At 54.0% G+C, this 15,806-nt stretch carries 18 protein-coding genes; all 18 read right to left on the bottom strand.

Annotated elements, in window-relative coordinates:
* Positions 1–42: 42 nt before the first annotated feature.
* A complete protein-coding gene (gene trpE, locus NST26_RS20710; RefSeq protein ID WP_340979731.1) occupies positions 43–1,596 on the bottom strand; it encodes an anthranilate synthase component I in 1,554 nt (517 codons plus the stop codon).
* Between the two features lie 354 nt (positions 1,597–1,950).
* Positions 1,951–2,322, bottom strand: a complete 372-nt coding sequence (aroH, locus tag NST26_RS20715) for a chorismate mutase (RefSeq protein WP_076079179.1) — start codon at positions 2,320–2,322, stop codon at positions 1,951–1,953.
* Positions 2,316–3,419: a 3-dehydroquinate synthase gene (aroB, locus tag NST26_RS20720; RefSeq protein ID WP_340979732.1), complete on the bottom strand. Its 1,104-nt coding sequence runs from the start codon at positions 3,417–3,419 to the stop codon at positions 2,316–2,318. Before aroB ends, aroH begins: the two co-directional genes overlap by 7 nt.
* Before the next feature lies 1 nt (position 3,420).
* Positions 3,421–4,590, bottom strand: a complete 1,170-nt coding sequence (aroC, locus tag NST26_RS20725) for a chorismate synthase (RefSeq protein ID WP_036727299.1) — start codon at positions 4,588–4,590, stop codon at positions 3,421–3,423.
* A gap of 183 nt (positions 4,591–4,773) precedes the next feature.
* On the bottom strand, positions 4,774–4,950 hold the full coding sequence (locus NST26_RS20730) for a hypothetical protein (protein WP_179090429.1): 177 nt from the start codon (positions 4,948–4,950) through the stop codon (positions 4,774–4,776).
* 108 nt (positions 4,951–5,058) lie between these two features.
* Entirely contained in the window at positions 5,059–5,862 is an 804-nt protein-coding gene (locus NST26_RS20735) for a CheR family methyltransferase (RefSeq protein ID WP_036727302.1), read from the bottom strand.
* 28 nt (positions 5,863–5,890) lie between these two features.
* Positions 5,891–6,334 carry a nucleoside-diphosphate kinase gene (gene ndk, locus NST26_RS20740; RefSeq protein ID WP_036727303.1) on the bottom strand — a complete coding sequence of 148 codons (444 nt, stop codon included), beginning with the start codon at positions 6,332–6,334 and terminating at the stop codon, positions 5,891–5,893.
* Between the two features lie 111 nt (positions 6,335–6,445).
* On the bottom strand, positions 6,446–7,414 hold the full coding sequence (locus tag NST26_RS20745) for a polyprenyl synthetase family protein (protein ID WP_076079176.1): 969 nt from the start codon (positions 7,412–7,414) through the stop codon (positions 6,446–6,448).
* Positions 7,411–8,271, bottom strand: a complete 861-nt coding sequence (locus NST26_RS20750) for a menaquinone biosynthetic enzyme MqnA/MqnD family protein (RefSeq protein ID WP_209870000.1) — start codon at positions 8,269–8,271, stop codon at positions 7,411–7,413. The genes NST26_RS20745 and NST26_RS20750 overlap by 4 nt, the downstream gene beginning before the upstream one ends.
* Positions 8,268–8,819 carry a UbiX family flavin prenyltransferase gene (locus NST26_RS20755; RefSeq protein ID WP_425355098.1) on the bottom strand — a complete coding sequence of 184 codons (552 nt, stop codon included), beginning with the start codon at positions 8,817–8,819 and terminating at the stop codon, positions 8,268–8,270. Before NST26_RS20755 ends, NST26_RS20750 begins: the two co-directional genes overlap by 4 nt.
* A 53-nt stretch (positions 8,820–8,872) precedes the next feature.
* A complete protein-coding gene (locus NST26_RS20760; protein ID WP_036727311.1) occupies positions 8,873–9,748 on the bottom strand; it encodes a UbiA-like polyprenyltransferase in 876 nt (291 codons plus the stop codon).
* A complete protein-coding gene (locus NST26_RS20765) occupies positions 9,741–10,493 on the bottom strand; it encodes a demethylmenaquinone methyltransferase (protein WP_340979734.1) in 753 nt (250 codons plus the stop codon). Before NST26_RS20765 ends, NST26_RS20760 begins: the two co-directional genes overlap by 8 nt.
* Before the next feature lie 3 nt (positions 10,494–10,496).
* A complete protein-coding gene (locus tag NST26_RS20770; protein ID WP_339249342.1) occupies positions 10,497–11,366 on the bottom strand; it encodes a heptaprenyl diphosphate synthase component 1 in 870 nt (289 codons plus the stop codon).
* A gap of 114 nt (positions 11,367–11,480) precedes the next feature.
* Positions 11,481–12,020, bottom strand: a complete 540-nt coding sequence (locus NST26_RS20775) for a hypothetical protein (protein ID WP_209870010.1) — start codon at positions 12,018–12,020, stop codon at positions 11,481–11,483.
* A 107-nt stretch (positions 12,021–12,127) separates the two neighbouring features.
* Complete coding sequence (mtrB, locus tag NST26_RS20780; RefSeq protein WP_051478165.1) at positions 12,128–12,376, bottom strand: trp RNA-binding attenuation protein MtrB; 249 nt, start codon at positions 12,374–12,376, stop codon at positions 12,128–12,130.
* Positions 12,377–12,480: 104 nt separating this feature from the next.
* Positions 12,481–12,753: an HU family DNA-binding protein gene (locus NST26_RS20785; protein ID WP_019909963.1), complete on the bottom strand. Its 273-nt coding sequence runs from the start codon at positions 12,751–12,753 to the stop codon at positions 12,481–12,483.
* Between the two features lie 354 nt (positions 12,754–13,107).
* Positions 13,108–14,586: a stage IV sporulation protein A gene (spoIVA, locus tag NST26_RS20790; RefSeq protein ID WP_036727319.1), complete on the bottom strand. Its 1,479-nt coding sequence runs from the start codon at positions 14,584–14,586 to the stop codon at positions 13,108–13,110.
* A gap of 442 nt (positions 14,587–15,028) precedes the next feature.
* Positions 15,029–15,778, bottom strand: coding sequence for a DUF3939 domain-containing protein (locus NST26_RS20795; protein WP_339257539.1), 750 nt, complete (start codon positions 15,776–15,778; stop codon positions 15,029–15,031).
* Positions 15,779–15,806: the final 28 nt, after the last annotated feature.

The following is a 15,806-nucleotide window of genomic DNA, read 5'->3' on the forward strand; positions in this document are numbered from 1 at the left end:
GCATTCTCTGCTCTTCTGATCTCGTCTCTGCTAATTCCCGGTTCACGGGGTATATTCATACATATAATCCTGGTTAATGACCTGCTTCTCCTTCATTTCAGCGGGGAACATCGCTTCCGCCATTCGGATTGCTTTCAGCATTCCCTTGGCCTTGTTCACTGTCTCCTCATATTCCTTCTCCGGCACAGAATCCCAGACGATTCCTGCTCCAGCCTGCACATAAGCGCGGCCTTTGCGGAAGATAATCGTACGGATCGTGATGCAGGAATCCATATTCCCGGAGAAGCCGAGATATCCGATCGCTCCGGCATAAGCCCCGCGGGCTTCCCGCTCCAGCTCGGCAATAATCTCCATCGCACGCAGCTTCGGCGCTCCTGATACCGTACCTGCCGGAAGGCAGGAGAGGAAGGCATCGAAGAAATCCTTATCCTCTGCCAGCGTTCCGGTCACATTCGAGACCAGATGCATGACATGCGAGTACTTCTCGATCTCCATAAATGTATTGCATTTCACGCTGCCGAATTTCGAGACCCGGCCGAGATCATTGCGGCCCAGGTCGACCAGCATCAGATGCTCCGCACGTTCCTTCTCGTCCTCCATCAGCTCTGCGGCGAGCTGATGATCCTCTGCCGCGCTCGCTCCGCGCGGCCGGGTTCCGGCAATCGGCCGGGTCTCCACCCGTCCGCCGTCCACCTTGACCAGCGCTTCCGGCGAGGTGCCGACGATGATCTCCTCATCCATTTTCAGATAATACATATAAGGGGATGGGTTCAGAATGCGCAGCATCCGGTACACATGCAGCGGAGAGACCTCGGTCTCGATATGCATCCGCTGTGACAGCACCACCTGGAAGATATCTCCGGCACGGATGTATTCTTTGGCCTGCTCTACGTTACTTATATACTGCTCCTTGGTGAGATTCGAGTGAATCTCACCCAGCTCGATGTCCTGCGGAATGCTGCGGCGGTTGACGTTCTCCTTCGGGCCTTCCTTTTGCAGCTCCTCTGCCAGACTCACTAAGCGATTGCTCAGTTCCTCGTAGCCCGCCCGGATATCCGAATCCGTATCTCCATCCTTGATATGAAGATTACCCACCAGCAGGATCTGCTGCTTCACATGATCGAAGACGATAATGCGGTCACAGAACATAAAGCGGATGTCATCCATATTCAGGTCATCTACCTCATGTGCGGACAGCTTCTCATAATACTGCAGCAGATCATAGCCGAAGAATCCGATGGCTCCGCCCGTAAACGGCGGCATACCTTCCAGCTTGGGACTGCGGTAGGAACGGAGCAGCGCTTTCAGCTCCTCGACAGGTTTGCCGGACAGCTGTTTTTTCTCGCCGCCGACCTCCACCTGGATCTTCCCCTTTTTGCCGGAGATCATCAGGAACGGATCACTGCCGATAAAAGAATAACGCGCCCATTGAATGCCGCCCTCTACACTCTCCAGCAAAAATGCGCGATCCTGCTCTGCAAACCGCTGGAACAGCCGGATCGGCGTTTCCATATCAGCCAGCAATCTTGTTACAACCGGGATCAGATTGTATTCGCGCGACAGCGACACCACTTCTTCAATGCTCGGATTCGTCACTTGGGTAACCTCCTAGGGGATAACGGATATTGTCCGAAATACAGAAAAACCTCTACCGGAGTAGAGGTTTGTTGATAGTCAGTATGTGAATTAGCGCCTCGGACCGGCATGAACCCAATCGAATGCTAGAGATTCCTCCATGGATACAGGAATAGCGCAGATGCAACTCATCATAAGTTACGGCTATACAGGTATACCAAAAAAGAACACTGACAATCAAGGGTCTGCTCTGCAATAGGTCCTACACTCAGCTCAACTATACTCTACTCAACTCATTCTAAACTCTGCTTTACTCGGCTAACTTCACTATACATGATGACGGTAGTCATTGACAACCCCGCGGGCTATAATTTATTACTTGCTCTGTGAGAGATCCGGGCGAAGCCGCTGGGCTTCATTCAGATACACATGACGGATATCGCGCTGGGATTTGTCGGTGTTCACCTGCACCATCAGGCGGATGCAATTCGGCAGGCTGCCCTTCACAGGGATCTCCACGGAACACATCAGCGGAACCATCTCCCAGCCTTCAATCTCACGGATCGCCCGTGCCGGGAAGGTTGCATCCAGATCAGCAGTCATCGTAATCCACACACTGCAGATATCCTCTGCGATCACATCATTACGCTCCACAATTTCCCTCAGCAGGATCACCGTTTCACGTAAAATTTCCGTCTCTTCATTCTGGGTTACGGTCGTTGCACCGCGTATGCCCCGGTTCACCATGGGCTCCCCTCCTTCTTAAGCTGGGCTATGACTTCTGAGACATCGCTTGCCTGCACATCACTGATGATACTTACTTCACCAATGGCCTCCGGCACGATAAAAGTCATTCGGCCTTCCTTGAATTTCTTGTCATGCATCATCGCTTCCATCAGTTCTTCCCCGCTGTATTGCGAAGGAAGCCGGGTGGGCAGCGACAAGGCGGTGAGCATGGACACTGTGTCCTCGTAGATCTGTCTGTCCCGGCCCAGCTTCGCTGCGAGCAGAGCAGATCCGGCCATCCCGATCGCAATCGCCTCTCCATGCAGGAAGGTGCCATAGCCGCCGACAGCTTCAATGGCATGTCCGATGGTATGCCCCAGATTCAGAATCGCACGCTGTCCGTGCTCGCGTTCATCACCGCCGATGACCTCCGCCTTGATGGCACAGCCGCGTTCCAGCGCATATCCCAGCGCCTCGGGGTCCAGTGCCAGCAGCTTGTCCGCATGCCCCTGGCACCAGTAAGCGAACTCACGGTCCAGAATCAGCCCGTGCTTGACCACCTCAGCCAGGCCTGAAGCGACCTGCCGGGGTGGAAGCGTAGCTAAGGTGTCCAGATCATATAACACCATAGATGGCTGATAAAAGGCGCCCAGCATATTCTTGGCCAGCGGATGGTTAACGGCCACCTTGCCGCCTACACTGCTATCATGGGCGAGTATGGTCGTTGGAATCTGCATGAACCCGATTCCCCGCATATAAGATGCAGCAACGAAGCCGGCCAGATCGCCAACGACTCCCCCGCCAAGCGCCAGCACGGCTGAGCTGCGGTCCAGACCGCCTTGAATCGCTGTGGTAATGACTTCTTCATAGACGGCTAGTGACTTCGAAGCTTCACCCGCCTGAATGACATGGCTGACCACCGTATATCCGCTGCTGCGGAGGGAAGTCTCCACCTGCTCCAGATAACGCGGCGCTACTTCGGTATCACTGACCACCAGCAGCGGGCTGCGCTGTGCGAATCCGGCTTCGGTGCAGCGTTCGCCGATACTCTGCAGCAGACCGCTGCCGATATAAATCGGATAAGAACGTTCCCCTAAGTCAACAGTAATGCTGCGCATCTTAGTAGCTCTCCAGCTGAGCCAGGTAATTATTGTAGTTCGCGCGGATCTCTTCCAGAGAGTCACCGCCGAATTTATCCAGGAACGCCTTGGCAATCTCCCAGGCTACTACACTCTCCAGTACGACACAAGCTGCCGGAACGGCACAGGCGTCTGAGCGCTCCACCTGGGCTGTGAACGGCTCCTTCGTGTCGATATCCACACTCTGCAGCGGTTTGTACAGCGTCGGGATCGGCTTCATTACCCCTCTGACGACCACCGGCATTCCATTGGTCATTCCGCCTTCGAACCCGCCCAGCCGGTTGCTCGCCCGGTAGTAGCCCTGCGAGGCTTCATACATAATCTCGTCATGGACCTGTGAGCCGCGCAGCTTCCCGGCTTCGAAGCCGATCCCGATCTCCACGCCCTTGAAGGCATTGATCGACATCACGGCTCCGGCGATGGCACCATCCAGCTTGCGGTCGGACTGTACATAACTGCCAAGGCCAATAGGCAGACCTTCGACAATACATTCCACAATCCCGCCGATGGAGTCGCCTTCTTCCTTGATCTTGTCTATGTAAGCCTCCATCTTCTGCTCCGTCTCCTTGTCCACTACCCGCACAGAGGATTCTTCAGTCCGGGCAATCAGCTCATCGATAGGCAGATCGTTAGCCGGTGCTTCAATCTCTCCGATCCGGATGACTTGTCCGGCAATCTTCACTCCGAAGGCTGCAAGCAGCTGACGGGCTACTCCGCCTACGGCTACTCTTGCTGCCGTCTCACGGGCGCTGGAGCGCTCCAGCACGTTGCGCAGATCGGTATGATTATACTTAAGTCCGCCGTTCAGGTCCGCATGACCGGGACGCGGACGGTTCACCCGGCGCTTCTCTTCGTCACTGCCCGGAATCGGCTCAATGTTCATAATGTTCTTCCAGTGTGTCCAGTCCTTGTTCTCCACAATGAGCGCTACAGGAGCTCCGGTAGTATAGCCGTGGCGTACACCGCCAGCAATCTGGGCAGTATCCTTCTCAATCTGCATCCGGCGTCCGCGGCCGTAGCCCTTCTGTCTCCGGTGCAGCTGGAAATTAAGCTCTTCAAAGTCAAGTGTCAAATTACTGGGCAATCCCTCAATAATGGCTGTAAGCTGGGGGCCGTGCGTCTCCCCCGCTGTTAAATAGCGTAAACTCATGCTGCGTTCCCCCTTCACACTTTTGGACTGTAAACCGCTAAAATGTTAAATGTCTTTGCTTATTATAGTATAGGCTCTCCGCTTTGACAAGAAAGCAATAGCCCGGCCCGCTGCTTATATTTGAACAAAACAAGCGCCGCTCCTGCTCTTTCGAGTAGAAGCGGCGCTGCTGTGCTCCCCCGTTCAGGAGCCTGTCTCCAGACTGTCGCTGCCTGGTGCCGGAAGGCGGCCGCCGGTTCTGCCCTCTTCCGCAGTAAGCAGGCTCTGGAGCTGCAGCTCCTCGATGCCGAGAATCTGCCCGCATTCGCGGACGGTGAGGAATCCCCGCCGGTAGGCGGTGATGACCTTGCTTTTGTCCATCTGGGTTAACGACCTTTCACTTGGCGTTAGGTTTCTTCCTACTTCCCAGTATCACTGAAAAGCGCCTAAAGTATACCCTGCACCAAGGGAGACTCCACCAGACTACGGCTATTTCTTGCGGTAAAAGAAGGTTTCGGTCGACTCGAAGCCATACTGCGCCGGTGTGAAGATCTGCTCCGTGCTGCCCACGAACAGATAGCCCCCGGGCCGCAGACTGGCCGAGAATTTGTGATACAGCTTATTCTTGGCTTCTTCGGTGAAGTAGATCATGACATTGCGGCAGATAATCAGATCGAAGCCTTCGTCGAATTTATCCAGCAGCAGATTCTGCTTGCGGAAATCGATATTCTTCTTCAGTCCTTCACTGACCTTGAAGACCGGGCCTTCCGGTGTAAAATACCGGTCTGCCACATCTTTGGGCACATCCTTCAAGGAGCGCTCCAGATAGATCCCCTGCTTCGCTTTGGCCAGCGCCCCGTCATCAATATCTGTAGCCAGAATGCCGGTCTGGGCCAGAATATTCTTGTCCGAGAGAATCATCGCCAGCGTATAAGGCTCTTCTCCCGTTGAACAGGCGGCACTCCATAGCTTCAGTCTGCGGCCGGAGCGCTGAAGATCCGGCAGAATCACATCCCTCAGCACTTCCCAGCGGTTCGGATTCCGCCAGAATTCGGAGACATTGATGGTCATGCGGTCCAGGAACTCATAGAACAGAGCCTTGTCCTTCATCATTGCCGCATAGAATTCGTTAAAGGTATTGTAGCCGTTCTTCATACGGAGCGTCGTCAGCCGCCGCTTCATCTGTGCTTCCTTATACTGCGCAAGGTCAATACCTGTGCTTTGTTTGATATTATGAATAAATCCGGTGTAATCAGGGTCCGGGGTTAATGAGGATTCTTCACGTTCAGCCATAATAATCTCCTGTCTCCTGCCTGGATGTTTACATCCAGGCCGCGATGTCTTTATGATACTGTGCCAGCTCATCCGGAGCGAAGAAATTGGCGATCTCACGTGCTGCACTGTCCGGAGAATCCGATCCGTGGATCAGATTAAGCGGAGTATGGCTGGCATAATCCCCGCGGATGGTGCCTGGCAGGGCCTCACCGACTTTGGTTTTGCCGATCAGGAGCCGGGATAATGCGATGACATCATCGCCTTCCCACACCATGGCGAACACAGGGCCGGAGGTAATGAAGCTTACCAGCTCCGGGAAAAAATCCTTGCCGTCATGCTCCGCATAATGCTTCTTGGCCTGCTCCTCAGTAACGGTAATCAGCTTGGCAGCGACCAGCTTGAATCCCTTGTCTTCCAGGCGGGCGACGATGCGTCCGATTAGTCCGCGCTGTACACCATCCGGTTTGATCATCAGATACGTTTGTTCCATAGAGTCACTCTCCAATTTCCCTTATTCTAAATGAATGGGCTGTTTATGGTCTGATATTATCAGAAACCCCGGCATCTGTGAACGTAAATTTGCAGATAATTTCTTATATTTTCAATAAGCCCGGCCTGTTACGAAAAAGGCGATATCGCGCAAATTGCGCTTGGTCCGGTTGCTTGGCAGCTGCTCCAGCGCATCCAGCGCCTTGGCGATATAGCGGGAAGCCAGCTCCTCCGCACGGGAAATCCCGTCGCCGGAGAGAATCAGATCAATAGCGCGTCCGACCCCTCTGTTCCCTTCACGAATCGCTTCAAGCTCTTCCAGCAGGCGGCCGCGGAGCCGCTCATCCTGCAGACTGTAGATGACAGGCAGAGTGATATTCCCCTGCCGCATATCGCTTCCGGGCGGCTTGCCAATTTGCTTCTCCGTTCCGGAGAGATCGAGCAGATCATCACGGATTTGAAACGCCATCCCAACGTTATATCCGTAATTATAGAGGAGCCTGGCAGTTCCCGGCTCCGCATCTGCAGCCAGAGCGCCAAGCTGACAGCTGACTGCAATCAGCAGCGCTGTCTTACGGCGGATTCTCCGCAGATAATGGCGCACGCTCTGTCCGCTGTTGAAGAAGTCGCGGATCTGCTCCATCTCTCCGATGGACATCTCTACCATGGCTTTGGAGAGAATCTGATGAATCAGGGGATTTTTCAGCCCTGAAGTCATCACAAGTGCCTTGGCATAAATATAGTCGCCGGTGTACATGGCGATCTTGTCGCCCCATTTCGCCTTGACGGTAGGCTCTCCCCGCCGGAGCTCCGCATCGTCAATGACATCATCGTGGACCAGTGAGGCGCTGTGAATCAGCTCCAGCGGAATCGCGACGCGCTTCAGCTTATCGAGATCATAGGTCCCGAATTTGCCGCCCATCAGAACGAATACCGGCCGGAGCCGCTTGCCCCCAGCTCTCAGCAGATGCAGCGAGGTCTCGCTCAGCAGGTCATCATCCCCCTGGACACTGCGGTACAGCTCTTTCTCAATCTGATCCATATCTTTGTTCAGCAAGCCGAATATTTGCAGTCGCTTCATTCTTTCACCCGTGTCAGCAGATTGTGGCTCCAAAGCTCCATCTTCACTTCCTGCGGCAGCAGGCCCATTTCATAGGCATAGCGGAAATAGAGGTTCAGACCTTCCTGCTGCCTTTCCCCAAAGTCATAACATAAATTACGGAAGTAATCTCTCCAATAGGAGGCCGTGCCCCCGATCGTGCAGCAGGCTTCGTGAATTACCGGTCCCAGCTCATTCAGGCCGCGTCTCTTGCTCCGCTCGAAGGCTTCAGCAATCTCGGCAATGGCCTCAGGATTCAGGGCTGCAGCCCTGCGGTTGACCGCCCACACAGCAAAGGTCATACTGTGGCCCGTCCATTCCTTCCACAGCTCGCCCAGATCCGTCACTTCATAGCCCTGATCCTGCCAGGAGGCGCGGATGGCATGGTCTCCGATCAGGAGCCCGGCATCCGCCTGCTGCATCATAGTGTTCAGATCGGGATCGCTGCTAATGTACTCCGGACTAGTGCCTAAGGCCTTGTGCATCAGGATCTTCAGCAGATTGACCGAGGTAGCCGAAGTATTCGTCACGGCTATCGTTCCGCTGCCAAGCTGCTGTAACGGCTTTTTGGAGAAAAGAAATATTGACCTCACCGGACCGTCCGCGCTGACGGACAGACCGGGCAGCAGCAGCAGCCGGTCGCTGGCCGCTGCATAAGCAAAGGAGGATAAAGCCCCAACATGAATATCTCCTGCTGCCATGCCCCGGTTAAGCACAGCAGGCACCTCACTCACCATTTCAGCAGGAAAGCTTAAAGAAGAGGGATCGAAATAATGATAGACCGGCCATGAATTGGTATAGCTGATTTTGCCGATGACGGTGTGTTCCAGGTCTGTCACCCTTCATCCCCCCATCTGCGAAATAAAGTATGCTCAATCCCGAAGCTGTCGAGCACCTTGCCCACCATGAAATTGACCAGATCATCCATGGTGGCAGGACCGTAATAGAACGCCGGCATTGCCGGAATCAGCTTGACGCCCATCCGCGACAGCTTCAGCATATTCTCCAGGTGAATCGCATGCAGCGGTGTCTCCCGGGGCACCAGAACGAGCGGACGGCCCTCCTTCAGCATGACATCCGCTGCCCGTGTCATCAGATTGTCCGAGCTGCCATGTGCTACAGCAGACAGTGTTCCCATCGAGCAGGGCATAATAATCATCCCCTCTGTCCGGAAGGAGCCACTGGCAATCGAAGCGCCTATATCCTGTACCGGGTGATACAGAAGAGAACCGGGATAGCTGCCGAACTGCTCATTCAGCAGTCCTTCCCGGTCAGTTACGGCATAACCCAGCTCCTCCTTGAAGACACGCCAGCCTGCATTACTGACAACCAGATGTACTGTATAACCGAGGGACAGCAGGGTCTCTGTCAGCCGGATGCCGTAGATCGCCCCGCTCGCACCGGTAATGCCAACCACGAAGTTCTTAGGCTTAAGTTCGGTCATTTGTAGAACTGCACCACCAGGTCAATCAGAGTAAAGGAAAAGACCACAATGCTAAGTACACCGTTCATGGTGAAGAAGGCGGTCTGCAGCTTGCTTAGATCACCCGGAGACACAATGTAGTGCTCATAGAACAAAATAATATAAGCAATCACCATGCCGGCCACATACCACCAGCTCAGTTCCGTGATGAACAAGAGAGAGATGAAGCCCAGGGCTGTCAGCAGATGAAAGACCTTGGCAATCCCCAGCGCACGGGCCACCCCGAAGCGCACCGGAATCGAATACAGTCCTTCCTTACGGTCGAAGTCCACATCCTGGCAGGAGTAGATGATATCAAAGCCTGCTGTCCAGAATACGATCGTGAAATAGAAGATCATAGCAGTCAAGTCCACTGTTCCTGTAACAGCAACCCAGCCGCCAAGAGGCGCAAGGGCAATTGTAAGCCCGAGAATCAGGTGACAGGCCCAGGTGAAGCGTTTGGTAAAGGAATAGAGGACCAGCAGAAAAACAGCAATCGGCAGCAGCTTCGCTGACAACGGATTGAGCTTGAAGGCTGCCCAGAACAGCAAAAAGAACGAGAACGCGATGAACAGCGTTACCTCTCCAACCTTCAGTAATCCTGCCGGAATGGCTCTGCCCGCTGTCCGCGGATTCTTCGCATCACTGATCCGGTCGATCAGCCGGTTAAGCCCCATAGCCGCGCTGCGTGCGCCGAACATAGCAACAACCACCCATCCGATCTGGCTCCAGGAGGGCAGTTCCCCAAACATAACTACTGAACCCAGCAAGGCCCCCATAAAGGCAAAAGGTAAAGCAAAAACCGTGTGTTCGAATTTAATCATTTGTAGAAAAATACCGATTTTCTTAAACATTACAGTTCTCCTTGAGTCCAAGATGTAACGCCGCGATGCCACCGTTCAAGGGGAACGATTCCACTTTTGTAAGTCCGGTATCCCGGAAAATCTCCTCTAATTGCTTCCTGTCCGGGAAGAGTGCCAGTGATTCAGGAAGCCATTTATATTGCTCATACCGCTTGGCGAACAGCCTGCCGAGCAGCGGAAGCACACGCTGGAAATAAAAATAATAAATACCTTTGAACGGCTGCTTCATCGGCTTCGACAGCTCCAGGCAGACCACCATACCGCCGGGCTTCACCACGCGCTTCATCTCATTCAGCACCTGTACGGGATCAGGCACATTACGAAGTCCAAAGCCAATCGTGGCGTAATCGAAGGAATTATCACCGAACGGCAGCTCCATCGCATTCCCCTGAATCAGGGAGATGCGGTCCTGCAGTCCGCGCGCTTCCACCTTACGCCGTCCCACCTCCAGCATGCCTGCGCTGAAGTCCAGTCCCATGACATTTCCGGTCTCGCTCGCATCCGCGAGGGCAATGCTCCAATCACAGGTACCGCAGCACAGGTCTACTGCCGAGTCCCCGCGCTTCATGCCCATCTTGCGCATGGTGAACTTCCGCCAGGCCTTATGACGCCGGAAGCTCAGAATATCATTCATCAGATCATACTTGCCGGCAATGCTCTCAAATACCGAATGGACAAATTGCTCCTTCGGCTTGTCGCCTTGCCCCCCTGTTACGGTAACTTTATCTTCTGTCATTCTCTAACCCTCCACGGCAGCTTGTCCGGAAATTTTCATTTGCAGAAGCAGGCGGTCCAGTGCAGCTCTAAGCTGACCCGCCAGATCCTCGTCCCTGATCCCCTGCAATAACGACTGAATGGACGCGAGCGAGCTATGCAGCTTGTCCGTCAGCAGCGTATCGCATTTGCATCTCAGCTTCAGCTTCTGCCAATCCTTGGGGTCCAGAGTCTGCCCCTTAAGCTGCTGACGCTCCTCTTCGGTCGCCGACTCCATCACCTTCCAGTAAGCATAGCCTTCCAGCGCACTTGCCGGAGCTGTCCCCCGGCGCAATTCCAGGGCTGCTGTCTCACACTGGCAGAATTCGGCGAGCAGCTTCTGCCAGATATCTCTAAGGGACTCTTCAATCATCGGTGTAAAAGAAAGAAACAGCCGCATATTGAGCTGTACCGTGTGCTTCAAGTATTGTTCGGCCGGGACAAGCGTTCCGCTCATCTTGCCGTAAAGATTGGCCTTCATCACATTGAAATCAGCGATAGCCGCGCTGAGTGTGCCAACCATTTCAACCTGACCGTGTCTCGCGAGCAGATGGTAGAACCAGCTGCTGAAATAATCACCGGCCAGAACCTTCAGCTGGCGGGTGCGCATCATATCGCCGCCGGGCTCTTCATGATTCCGGTCAATGCTCTCATGGGTATCCAGTCCAAGCTGGACGAGTCCGGTCACCAGGGTGAACAGCTCTGCCTGCTGGAAGTCTGCCCCCCGGCCCCTGCCGAGAAAAATATATAACAAATGACCCCGCCCGTCTGAGAACGGCGGCAGTTCCGTATGCCGCTGAATCATATCGTAGTCGGTGTAGGGTTTAGCCAGTTGCGGTATGCGGTACGGTTTCATTTTAGCCTCCGAAGCCATTGACGTTTGTCAAACTCATTGTTCACAATCTTGTCTATTATATCACATGTTTTTTTGTCACGCACGGGTGAAGCCTTCTAGTTTCAATTACCCGGTTCAGGGATAAATGAACTGCTTTTTCCACAGCTCGCTTTCGCTAATGCGGAAGCCGTTCTTCAGCGAATCGGGAAGAGGCGAATTGCCTGCGTTCTCCAGCGCCTCCTGCAGCAGGGGGCTCCACTCGCTGCGGCGGATATCACCGGCAAGGAGCAGGCGGCGGGTATCCAGCCACCTATCCTCTGCCACCACACGCAGCAGCAGCTGGTCTACGTTCGAAGTCTCCTGAATCGCGAACCCGATAGCCAGAGCCATGTTGCGGTACAGCTCCTGCGGTTCGTGGGCATCACCGTTCACCTTGAGATCCATAGACAATACCCCGTTCTCCCAGCCTGCCTTGTCAATCATCAGACTGAAGGGAATCTCACTGAGCGCATCTACCAGATTGTCATTCTCCAGTACCAGACCATCCGGGCCTATCGTCTGTACTGCGCTATAGTTACTCTGGGCAGTTATAACGTTGCCGGCCAGTTGCGGCAGCAGCAGGGTAGTAGCTGCACTAAGCAGCAACGCCGTTCCGATCAGCCAGCTCCGGTTCATAACATGCCTCCCTACTCATAGTTTCCGCTGCTATGCAGGATTATACGGCACCGCAGAGCGGCCCATATCTAGTTATATTTTGAAAAAAAGCAGGCTATGCCTGCTTTTCAGCTTTCACTCTCTAATTGTCCGTGTTTGCTCCAGATTTCAGCCTTGCCGCGGATTTTCATTGCTGAGGTGTGATCGGTGAATTGGGCAATGAGCACCTCGCCTTTGTCCAGCTTCTCCGTATGGTGAAACCGTGTGTCCAGCCCTCTGGTCAGCCCGATGACCTGAACACCGTTCTCCTTGGCCTTGACTACGATATAGTCGCTGCCGGACGGTGCAGGATTCACTTCATTCTTCTTCTCAGTCATTGTAATCCTCCTCAAAGTTTATGAGCCTCTCTCAAAAACAAATGCCGCCCTGGAAGGCGGCATCGTTGGTATTCAAGGACTATGGGGCAGATATGTAGAAATCTTTATTTGATTCCGTCTTTCAGCGCTTTACCGGGTTTGAAAGCCGGTACTTTGCTTGAAGGAATTTCGATTTCTTCACCAGTCTGCGGGTTGCGGCCTTTACGTGCGGAACGTTCGCGCACTTCAAAGTTTCCGAATCCAACCAGCTGAACCTTATCGCCGCTTTGCAGTGCACCTGTGATAGCTTCAAAAACAGCATCTACCGCTTTCGTAGCGTCTTTTTTGGGAAGTTCAGTTGCTTCTGTAACTACGTTGATCAAATCTGATTTATTCATGTCTTCTCACCTCCCTGGTTAAAAGTTCCGGTATCATACACTCTTTCCGTTTCAACGTAAAATATACGTGATAATCCCGTTTAATGCTAGAAACTGGCGCCTCTCTTCTAGAAGCGCAACAAACTTATAGTAATACAGCCCAACCATAATATCAAGGCGTTCCTCAAAAAAGGAGCAGAAAGTAGCAGGTTTCCCTTCATTCCGCTGCAATTGCGCAGTCTATTACTACCAGTTATGCCGTAAAAGCGGAAGCTTTCCAGGGAGAATTCCCCTTTTCCACTCTAGCAGCGAAAGGGCCCGGAAAGAGCAAAAGAGCGGGAAAAGCTCCCGCTCCAAAGGACAAGCCTATTTCATTTAGAGGATGATGGCGATCAGGCCGCCTGAACCTTCGTTGATAATCCGGCCCAGCGTTTCCTGCAGCTTGTAGCGGGCATTGTCCGGCATCATCGCGATCTTGCCCTGAATGCCCTCACGGACTATGGAATGCAGGGACCGGCCGAAGATATCGGATTCCCAGATTTTGATCGGGTCATTCTCAAAGTCCTGCATCAGGTAGCGCACCAGCTCTTCACTCTGCTTCTCTGTACCGATAATCGGCGAGAACTCCGACTCTACATCCACCCGGATCATATGGATCGACGGCGCCGTAGCCTTCAGCCGGACTCCGAAGCGGGAGCCTTGGCGGATCAGCTCAGGCTCATCCAGCGCCATCTCAGCCAGAGAAGGTGCGGCGATGCCATACCCCGTGGTCTTAACCATTTCCAGCGCTTCCGAGAAGCGGTCATATTCACGCTTGGCGTGGGAGAAGTCCTGCATCAGCTGGAGCAGGTGATCCTTGCCGCGAATCTCGACCCCGACTACCTCCATCAGCACCTGATCATACAGCTCTTCGGGAGCGTAGAGGTCAATCTCGGCAACCCCCTGGCCCATGTTCATGCCGCTGAGGCCTGCCCGGTCGATGAAATCATATTCGGTAAACTGGGAGACCAGGCGGTCCACATCGCGCAGACGACGGATATCCTTCACGGTATCACGGACAGAATTCTCATAGCTGCTGCGCAGCCAGTGATTCTCGCCCAGCACCATCACCCAGCTCGGCAGGTTAACATTAACTTCATGTACAGGAAATTCATACAGTACTTCGCGCAGGACACCAGTCACATCGTCCTCGGTCATATTCGCAGCGCTGAGCGTCATCACCGGAATATCATATTTGAGGGCAAGCTCACTGCGGAGCTGCTGGACTTCCTCACTGCGCGGCCGGGTGGAGTTGATGACCAGCACGAACGGCTTGCCGACCTCCTTCAGCTCTGCGATCACGCGCTCTTCGGAATCGACATACGAGCTCCGTGGAATCTCGGCAATCGTACCGTCGGTAGTCACTACCACACCCAGAGTCGAGTGCTCCTGAATGACCTTGCGTGTCCCGATTTCAGCCGCTTCCTGGAAAGGAATCGGTTCCTCGAACCATGGGGTCGAGATCATCCGCGGACCATTCTCATCCTCATACCCTTTTGCGCCTTCCACTGCATAGCCTACACAATCGACCAGCCGGACGTTAACCTCCAGGCCTTCGGCCACCTTAATCTGCACCGCATTGTTGGGTACGAATTTAGGCTCGGTAGTCATAATAGTTTTGCCTGCCGCACTTTGCGGCAGCTCATCGACCGCTCTTACCCGGTCTGCTTCACTCGTGATGTTCGGCAGAACAATCGTTTCCATGAAGCGCTTGATGAATGTCGATTTCCCCGTGCGAACCGCGCCGACGACGCCAAGATAAATGTCTCCGCCGGTACGCTCGGCAATGTCCTTGAAAATATCCACTTTTTCCAAAAGAGATCCCCTCCTCATATTACTCCGAAGAAAAAATGCCTGAAGAGCATCGACTTCGCGTTCCGCCGGCAAACTGACCCTTGCAGGACAACCACCGGACTAAGCTTTGCCCGCCCGAAGCCTAGCTTACTTGCCTGAGGCGAAGCAAGGTTGCCCCGCGCTAAACTCCGAATGCTCGGACATGCATTTGGACTAGTATCATCATATGTATCCGTAACGGATTTATGACCAGCGTCCGCGCATTTTTGCATCTGAAATTTCGTATACCCGCTCTAGCTCGCCACTAGCTCGCCACTGCGTCAAGACACCCGGAAGTCTTCTCATCAAGTCTATGAGGGCGGCTTGCGGCCTAGAACTACTATCCATTCTGAGACTCCCCATACAAAAAAGCAGCAGCCCCCGCTCTCGGAGAACTGCTGCCTTAATTTATAATAGTATATTGCTATTCCTGCGGAGCCTGCGGGAGGGGACGGCCATCCACCCACAGATAAGGGAGAGACTTGACGGGGACATAATAGGAGGCCTGCGTAAGCTCCAGACGCAGGTCACGGTCTGCCGCCGGACTGCTCCCGTTCTTATCAATGGCAGAGGAGATATCCGCACCGTAATCAACATAGACTGCCCCGCTGCGATCCATCAGGAGCCCGAGCGGCTGGCCCGAATATACGCTGCTTAGCTTGATTGTCCCTGTCCCTGCCCGTTTGGCATCGATAGATACAAGGCCCGGATACAGCTCCTCCCCTGCCGGAAGCTTCCCGCCGTGCGCAGACTTATAGAGGTTCACCTTGCGCTGGATATCGTTAACCTTCTGCACGGTCACCAGGTCCATTAATTTGACCTGTGGGTCCGTCTCCTCATCCAGCACCAGAAAATGGGCGCTCCCGCCCTTCTCGAACGCTGCTGCCGGGATCTCGTCCAGGTACCCTTCCTGCTGCAGCTTATTCAGGTCAATCACGAATTTCTCGTATCTGGGCGTGTCCTGATCGCTGGTCAAGATCGGCAGCAGCCCCTTCTGCTCCTGATAATCATCGACCGCCGCCTGCACCCGCTTCACACTCTCGCGGTAACTGCTGCCGGGCTGCTGCTGCTCCCGGGGATACATGCAGCCGGTTAGAGACAAGATCAGCAGGACAAGCAGCGGCAGCAGCAGCGCAGACCTGTGCCGGCTCTGCCGGAGCTTCACCAGATGCATGGAGTCCACTCGCAGGGCTCCTCTCTGT

Origin of the sequence: Paenibacillus sp. FSL R7-0128 (assembly GCF_038002245.1) — a bacterium.
In the GTDB taxonomy this organism is placed as follows: domain Bacteria; phylum Bacillota; class Bacilli; order Paenibacillales; family Paenibacillaceae; genus Paenibacillus_AQ; species Paenibacillus_AQ silagei.

Excerpts from the sequence above, each read along its gene's own strand:
- NST26_RS20745 (WP_076079176.1), bottom strand. The coding sequence starts at position 7,414 with ATGAAGCGACTGCAAATATTCGGCTTGCTGAACAAAGATATGGATCAG.
- NST26_RS20795 (WP_339257539.1), bottom strand. The coding sequence starts at position 15,778 with ATGCATCTGGTGAAGCTCCGGCAGAGCCGGCACAGGTCTGCGCTGCTG.
- aroC (WP_036727299.1), bottom strand. The coding sequence starts at position 4,590 with ATGAGTTTACGCTATTTAACAGCGGGGGAGACGCACGGCCCCCAGCTT.
- NST26_RS20735 (WP_036727302.1), bottom strand. The coding sequence starts at position 5,862 with ATGGCTGAACGTGAAGAATCCTCATTAACCCCGGACCCTGATTACACC.
- ndk (WP_036727303.1), bottom strand. The coding sequence starts at position 6,334 with ATGGAACAAACGTATCTGATGATCAAACCGGATGGTGTACAGCGCGGA.
- NST26_RS20765 (WP_340979734.1), bottom strand. The coding sequence starts at position 10,493 with ATGACAGAAGATAAAGTTACCGTAACAGGGGGGCAAGGCGACAAGCCG.
- mtrB (WP_051478165.1), bottom strand. The coding sequence starts at position 12,376 with ATGACTGAGAAGAAGAATGAAGTGAATCCTGCACCGTCCGGCAGCGAC.
- aroB (WP_340979732.1), bottom strand. The coding sequence starts at position 3,419 with ATGCGCAGCATTACTGTTGACTTAGGGGAACGTTCTTATCCGATTTAT.
- NST26_RS20730 (WP_179090429.1), bottom strand. The coding sequence starts at position 4,950 with ATGGACAAAAGCAAGGTCATCACCGCCTACCGGCGGGGATTCCTCACC.
- aroH (WP_076079179.1), bottom strand. The coding sequence starts at position 2,322 with ATGGTGAACCGGGGCATACGCGGTGCAACGACCGTAACCCAGAATGAA.
- NST26_RS20785 (WP_019909963.1), bottom strand. The coding sequence starts at position 12,753 with ATGAATAAATCAGATTTGATCAACGTAGTTACAGAAGCAACTGAACTT.
- NST26_RS20770 (WP_339249342.1), bottom strand. The coding sequence starts at position 11,366 with ATGAAACCGTACCGCATACCGCAACTGGCTAAACCCTACACCGACTAC.
- NST26_RS20775 (WP_209870010.1), bottom strand. The coding sequence starts at position 12,020 with ATGAACCGGAGCTGGCTGATCGGAACGGCGTTGCTGCTTAGTGCAGCT.
- NST26_RS20760 (WP_036727311.1), bottom strand. The coding sequence starts at position 9,748 with ATGTTTAAGAAAATCGGTATTTTTCTACAAATGATTAAATTCGAACAC.